Here is a 6,501-nt window from a genome sequence, read left to right as displayed (position 1 = left end):
CAGACGAGCCAGACGAGCCAGACGAGCCAGACGAGCCAGACGAGCCAGACGAGCCAGACGAGCCGGCAGCGGCGACCTGCGCGGGGCGGGCAACGGCCGCCACGGGCTTCGCGCTCGACGGGTTGGCGCCAGCGGCGGGTTGGTCGTCCGGCGGATGGCCGCCCCGAACATCTTCGCCCGTCTCGACGCCGCCGCCGAGCGCGGCCATCAGCTGCGCGTGCGCGGCAAGGCGTTCCGCGTCGATGCGGGCCGCCGTCTCCTGCGCGCGCAGCAACTGCTGTTGCGCGATCAGCACGTTCACGTAATCGGTGAGCCCGCGGCGGAAGCCCTCGCGCGACAACTGGTAGCTGCGATCGTTGGCAGCCACCGAGCGCGCGGCGTCCTTCTTTTGCGTATCGAGCGAGCGGATCCGCACGACCTGGTCGGCGATGTCCTTGAGCGCGCCGACGATCGTCTGGTTGTAGCGCTCGACCGCCTGGTCGTAGCCGGCATTCGCCGCGCCGAGCTGCGCGCGCAGCCGGCCGCCTTCGAAGATCGGCAGCGACAGCGCGGGGCCGGCCGTCCAGCCGCCGTTCATCGCGCGCAGGAAGTCGGTGAATGGCGCGGTCACGCCGAAGCCGCCGACCGTCGCGAGCAGGTCGATGTTCGGGTAGAACGAGGCCTTCGCGACATCGATGCCGCGCGCCTGCGCGTCGACCGTCCAGCGCGCCGCGACCACATCGGGGCGGCGGCCGAGCAGGTCGGCCGGCATCGCCGACGGCAGGCCGGCCGGCGCGTCGAGCGAAAGCTGCGGCCGCTTGATCGCGTCGCCGGCGCCCGGGCCCTTGCCGGCCAGTGCGGCGAGCTGGTGGCGCGCGAGCTGGATCGCTTCTTCATAGCTGTCGATCTGGCGCTCGTAGTCGGGCAGCGTCGATTCCGCCTGGCTCACTTCGAGCTGCGTGCCGAGGCCGGCCTGCAACCGCTTGCGCGCGAGATCGGCGAGCGAGCGCTGGCGTTCGAACGTTTCGTGCGCGAGGTCGAGCAGCGCATAGTTCATCGACATGCCGACGTACGCGCGCACGACGTTGACTTCGAGTTCGAGCTTCGCCGCGCGCGCGTCGGCGGCGGTCGCATGCGCGGTGTCGAGCGCGCGCTCGGTCGCGTTCTTGTCCTTGCCCCACAGGTCGAGGTGATACGACAGGCCGAGCGTGCCGGTGTTGTTCCAGGTATCGGCGTTCGCGAGCGGGCCCGGGCCGTAGAACACGTTGTCGGGCCAGTGCTCGCGCATCAGCGACAGGTTGCCGTTGATCTGCGGCAGTTCGGCCGAGCGGGCGACGCGCGCCATCGCCTGCGCTTCGCGCACGCGTGCCTCGGCGGCCGCGAGCGTCGGGTTGCCGGCCTGCGCGGCGGCGATCCACGTGTCGAGCTGCGGATCGCGGTAGGCGCGCCACCAGTCGGCCGCGGGCCAGCCCGCGTCACGGTCGGCCGCGCGGATCGCGGCGCCGGCGTCGAGCGCGTTCGCTTCGATGCGGGCCGACTGCGGCTTGTTGTCGCCCATGCTCGCGCATCCGGCCATTATTAATGAGACTGCAAGAACCGCCAGTGCGAGCGTCCCTTTTGTCGCCGGAGACTGCACGATTTTCTCCCTTTCGGATATAGATGAGTCGGATGCGATTATATTTTTCAGTGATTCCTGAATAAACGGACAACGGTGCAAGTCATTTTTACGAATCCTGAGACAATATTTGTTCGCCCCTGTGCAACAATCCCTCCGGATTCAAATGGGTAAACGGATGGATACGTTACAAAACATGCGGGTATTCGTCCGCGTGGTCGACGCGGGGAGCTTTACCGCGGCCGCCCAGCAGATGAGTTCGACCACCGCCTATGCGTCGCGCGCGGTCTCTGATCTCGAGGCGCACCTGCGCACGCGCCTCTTGAATCGCACGACGCGGCGGATCGCGCTGACCGAAGCCGGTGAGCGATACCTGCAGCGCTGCGAGCAGATCCTTGCGTACGTCGACCAGGCCGAAGCCGAGGCCGGCGATGCGCACGCGCGCCCGTCGGGCAAGCTGAAGGTCCATTGCTTCACGAGCCTCGGCCAGCACTACCTGGTGCCGGCCATCGCACGCTATCGCGAGCGCTATCCGGACGTGCATGTCGAGCTGACGCTCGCGCAGCGCATGCCCGACCTGCTCGACGAGGGTTACGACGTCGCGATCGTCGTCGGCCGCGACCTGCCCGATTCGGGGCTCGTGTCGCAGCGGCTCGGCGAGAGCTACAGCGTCGTGTGCGCGTCGCCCGGCTATGTCGAGGCGCATGGCGTGCCGCAGCGGCCGGCGGATCTCGCGCAGCACGTGTGCCTCGGAATGGTCGCGCCGGGCTTTCACTATGACGAATGGGCGCTGGCGGGGCCGAACGGCGAAGAGGTCGTTCCGATCTCGGCGCCGCCGTTCCGCGTGAACGTCGCCGAGGCGCTCGCGGTAGCCGTGCGGGAGGGGATGGGGATCGGCGGGCTGCCGCTCTATTCGGCGATCGGCTGGCTGCGCAGCGGACACATCGTGCGCGTGATGCCCGAATACCGGTCGCACGTGATGAACATCTACGCGCTGTATCCGTCGCGTCAGTACCTCGACGCGAAAATCCGTACCTGGGTCGATTTCCTGCGCGACGAACTGCCGGCCACGCTTGCTGCCGACGAAGCCGCGCTCGAGCTGTACACGCGTGCGACATGACAGCGCGGTTGATCGCAATCTGACGAGATTTGTCCTTCACGCAACATTTTTTTACGAACGCGTGTCAGACAGTTTGATACTGTTAAAGTAATCGATATACGTCACCCGGAGTAGCAATGGATACGCACCTGATGATCGGCCTTGGAGTCCTGCTTGGCGCGGCCGCTGCCGCCGCGGCGACCCGTGACCTGCTGCGTGCGATGAAGGCGAAGGCGCGGTTGAAGCCGGTGCCGGTGCGCGTGGCACAGCACGGATCGCGCCGCCGCGACCGCTGATCGGGCCATATCAGCCCGTACAGCCCATACAGCCCGGGTCGGAGAAGGCCGCGCAACGCGGCCGGGCGGGCCGGTGGTCAACCGAGCTCGACGACCTTGTCCCACGCGAACGCGGTATTTTCCAGTTCGCCGGTGCGCCGGCGGATGTAGCCGCGCGGATTGCACACCACGCGCGTGCCGCCGTTCGCAACATAGTCGAATGACGTATGCGTGTGGCCGTGGATCCACAAATCCACCGGCGGCCGCACGAGTTCCGCCATATCCGTGACGAACCCCGCCGATGCGAGATCTTCCGCGTAGCGTTCCGCCAGCGAGCGCCGGTGCGGCGCATGATGGGTGACGACGATCGTCCGCCCCGCGAATGGCACCGCGAGCTGCGTTTCCAGCCACGCGCGGCCTTGCCGATGCAGCGCGATCGCGTCGGCCGGCGAGAAATCCCGTTCCGCCGCGCCGGGTGCCGCATGCAGCACCGCGTCGTGCGGCCAGGTCACCTGGATCAATCCCTTGAAATCGAGCATCACACGCAGCGCGGCTTCGATTGAGGTGGCGATGCTGGCTTCGTCGCTGCCGAACAGCGAGAAATCGGCCCAGAGCGTCGTGCCGAGCACACGGAAGCGCTGTTCGGGATCGACGTAGACGCCGTTGTTCAGGTAATGCACGTTGTCGAGCGCATGTGCAGCGTCGCGCATCGCCGTCTCCAGCGCGCCGAATTCCCCGTCGTAGTACTCGTGGTTGCCCGGCACGTAGACCACCGGCACTGCCGGGTCGAATGTCTCGGCGGCCCAGCGCAGGCCTTCCGCGTGATTGTGGATGTCGCCGGCGAGCACGACGAGATCCGCGTCGGCATGCGCGATCACGTCGGGCTGGTTGCATTCGAGATGCAGGTCGGACAGTACGCGGATTTTCACGGGCTTCGCTCCTGAGAGGGCGGCTTCAGCGCAGGACCTTGCCGGGATTCATCAGGCCGCGCGGGTCGAGCGCGGTCTTCAGCGTGCGCATCAGCGTCGTTTCGACCGGCGACTTGTAGCGCTGCGCATCGTCGATCTTCAACTGGCCGATGCCGTGTTCCGCGCTGATCGTGCCGTGGTGGCGGTGCACGTTGTCGTAGACGATCCGGTTGATCGGCGCCTGGAACGCGGCGAGGAACGCATTCGGATCGCCGCCTTCGGGCATCTGCACGTTGTAGTGGAGGTTGCCGTCGCCGAGGTGGCCGAACGTGACCATCCGCGCGCCCGGCGCGGCCTGCTGGATCGCCGCGTCGGTTTCGTCGATGAACCGCGCGACCGACGAGATCGGCACCGCGATGTCGTGCTTGATGTTGAGCCCCTCGTCGGCCTGCGCGAGCGGGATGTGCTCGCGCAGGTCCCAGAACGCGCGCGACTGCGCGAGATTCTCCGCGACCACCGCGTCGACCACGAGCCCGGCCTCGAACGCTTCTTCCATCAGTTTCTCGAACAGCGCGCGCGCATGCGCTTCGCTTTCGTTGTCGGACAGTTCGAGCAGCACCGTCTGCGAATGCGTCTGCGCGAACGGGTAGCGCAGTTGCGGGTAGTGCTTGCCGACGAGCTGCATGCAGAAATCCGACATCAACTCGAAGCCGGTCAGCAGCGGCCCGGCTGCGCGCTGCGCGAGCGCGAGAAAATCGAGCGCCGCGTGCGGCGATTCGAGCGCGGCGAGCGCCGTGACCTGCGCGGCCGGCAGCGGATGCAGCTTCATCACGGCAGCGGTAATGATCCCGAGCGTGCCTTCCGCGCCGATGAACAGGTCGCGCAGGTCGTAGCCGGTGTTGTCCTTGCGCAGCCCGCGCAGGCCGTCCCAGATCTCGCCCTGCGGCGTCACGACCTCGAGCCCGAGGCACAGCTCGCGCGCGTTGCCGTAGCGCAGCACCGCGGTGCCGCCCGCATTGGTCGACAGGTTGCCGCCGATCGTGCAGCTGCCTTCCGCCGCGAGGCTCAGCGCGAACAGCCGGCCGCCTTCGCGGGCGCGCGCCTGTATGTCGGCGAGGATCACGCCGGCTTCGACGGTGATCGTGTTGTTGTGCGGATCGAGCGCGCGCACGCGGTTCAGGCGTGCGACGCTCAGGACGGCCTGGCTGCCGCTTGAGTCGGGCGTCGCGCCGCCGGCGAGGCCCGTGTTGCCGCCTTGCGGCACGAGCGAGATGCCGTGCGCGTTGGCCAGCTTGACGAGCGCGGCGACTTCGGCCGTGTTCGCGGGTTTCAGCACCGCGCACGCGGCACCCTTGTAACGGCGGCGCCAGTCGGTCAGGAACGGTTCGGTATCGTGCGAATCGGTCAGCACGTGGTCGGCGCCGATCGCGTCGCGGCACGCGGAAACGAAAGCTTCGGAAGACATCATCACCTTGTCGCGTAAGGGTCAGGACGCGGCGCGCGATTTTTTCGCCGCGCGCTTGAACGGCGCGACGTACGCCAGCGCCGCCACGAAGAAGCCGACGGCAAGCGCGGTCTCGCACCAGCCGAGCGTCGCGGACAACCCGCGATCGGACATGCCGCGCACGATGCCTTCGGCGAAATAGACGAGAATCAGCATGCTCGCCCATTGCATCGTATAGATGTTACGCCGCCAGACGCCGGGCAGTGCGAGCGCGAGCGGCACGGCCTTCAGCATCAGCGCGGAGCCGCCCGGGCGCAGCGGCGCGAGCCACAGCTCCCACGCGAGCGACAGCGCGATCAGCGCGACGAGGCATGCGACGGCGGTCAGCGCGTAGCGCGGCCGGGCGGCGACGGCGGGGCGGGCGGGCGCGTTCATGCGGTTTCGGCGGCCTGGGCGTTGGAGAGGGCGGCCGCCGCGCGAGCGAGCCGCACGCCGAGCGCGGCCGCGAGCGCCTTTTCGTCCGCCGACAGCCCGCTGGGCTCGGCGCGATCGTGCTGCGACACGTGCGACGCGCCGTACGGCGTGCCGCCGGTACGCGTCGTGCTGAGCGCGGATTCGGTGTACGGAATCCCGACGATCATCATCCCGTGATGCAGCAGCGGCAGCATCATCGACAGCAACGTCGATTCCTGGCCGCCGTGCAGGCTGCCCGTCGACGTGAACACGCTCGCCGGTTTGCCGGTCAGCGCGCCCGACAGCCATTGCGGTGTCGTGCCGTCGAGGAAATACTTGAGCGAGGCGGCCATGTTGCCGAAGCGGGTCGGCGAGCCGAGCGCGAGGCCCGCGCATTCCTCGAGGTCGCGCAGTTCCGCATAGGGCGGACCGTCGGCGGGGATGTCGGGGGCGCTGGCTTCGCAGACGGTCGACACGGGCGGCACGGTGCGGATGCGCGCCTGCATGCCCGGCACGCTGTCGATGCCGTTCGCAATCGCGAGCGCGAGATCGCGCGTGGCGCCGTGACGGCTGTAGTAGAGGACGAGAATGTCTTTCATGGGCTACGGAGCCGCGTGCGGCCGCGCGCGTGCCCGGTGCAGTCGGCCCCTGCTGGATCGAGCGGCTATTATAGGGGCTGAAGCCGTCGCGCAGCGCGGCGGCGCGCCGTGAGGCGCACCGCATCAGGA

7 protein-coding genes are annotated in these 6,501 nt (G+C 68.2%); 2 read left to right on the top strand and 5 right to left on the bottom strand.

Translation table 11 applies throughout. The features are described 5' to 3' along the window. Positions 1–1,615: efflux transporter outer membrane subunit (locus OEJ37_RS16680; protein WP_263344883.1), on the bottom strand; the 1,615-nt coding region annotated here is incomplete at its 3' end. Positions 1,616–1,772: 157 nt separating this feature from the next. Here OEJ37_RS16680 and OEJ37_RS16675 point away from each other — a divergent pair. Then, the gene (locus OEJ37_RS16675) at positions 1,773–2,714 is read left to right on the top strand and encodes a LysR family transcriptional regulator (RefSeq protein ID WP_175946749.1); all 942 of its coding nucleotides are present in this window, start codon (positions 1,773–1,775) and stop codon (positions 2,712–2,714) included. Between the two features lie 116 nt (positions 2,715–2,830). Further along, positions 2,831–2,989, top strand: coding sequence for a hypothetical protein (locus OEJ37_RS16670; RefSeq protein ID WP_174420469.1), 159 nt, complete (start codon positions 2,831–2,833; stop codon positions 2,987–2,989). Positions 2,990–3,066: 77 nt separating this feature from the next. Here OEJ37_RS16670 and OEJ37_RS16665 read toward each other — a convergent pair whose 3' ends face one another. Genes OEJ37_RS16665 through wrbA form a run of 4 tightly spaced genes read right to left on the bottom strand, consistent with a single transcriptional unit; the run spans position 3,067 to position 6,372 of the window. After that, positions 3,067–3,897: a metallophosphoesterase gene (locus tag OEJ37_RS16665; RefSeq protein ID WP_175918732.1), complete on the bottom strand. Its 831-nt coding sequence runs from the start codon at positions 3,895–3,897 to the stop codon at positions 3,067–3,069. 25 nt (positions 3,898–3,922) lie between these two features. Then, a complete protein-coding gene (locus OEJ37_RS16660) occupies positions 3,923–5,344 on the bottom strand; it encodes an FAD-binding oxidoreductase (protein ID WP_263344879.1) in 1,422 nt (473 codons plus the stop codon). A gap of 18 nt (positions 5,345–5,362) precedes the next feature. Beyond that, the gene (locus OEJ37_RS16655) at positions 5,363–5,755 is read right to left on the bottom strand and encodes a DUF2069 domain-containing protein (protein ID WP_174420466.1); all 393 of its coding nucleotides are present in this window, start codon (positions 5,753–5,755) and stop codon (positions 5,363–5,365) included. After that, the gene (gene wrbA, locus OEJ37_RS16650; protein WP_174420465.1) at positions 5,752–6,372 is read right to left on the bottom strand and encodes an NAD(P)H:quinone oxidoreductase; all 621 of its coding nucleotides are present in this window, start codon (positions 6,370–6,372) and stop codon (positions 5,752–5,754) included. The genes OEJ37_RS16655 and wrbA overlap by 4 nt, the downstream gene beginning before the upstream one ends. Positions 6,373–6,501 lie beyond the last annotated feature (129 nt).

Source organism: Burkholderia sp. BKH01 (genome assembly GCF_025685725.1).
In the GTDB taxonomy this organism is placed as follows: domain Bacteria; phylum Pseudomonadota; class Gammaproteobacteria; order Burkholderiales; family Burkholderiaceae; genus Burkholderia; species Burkholderia pyrrocinia_C.
The sequence above is the reverse complement of the archived record's forward strand: the minus strand, read 5'-3'. Positions and strand labels throughout refer to the sequence as shown.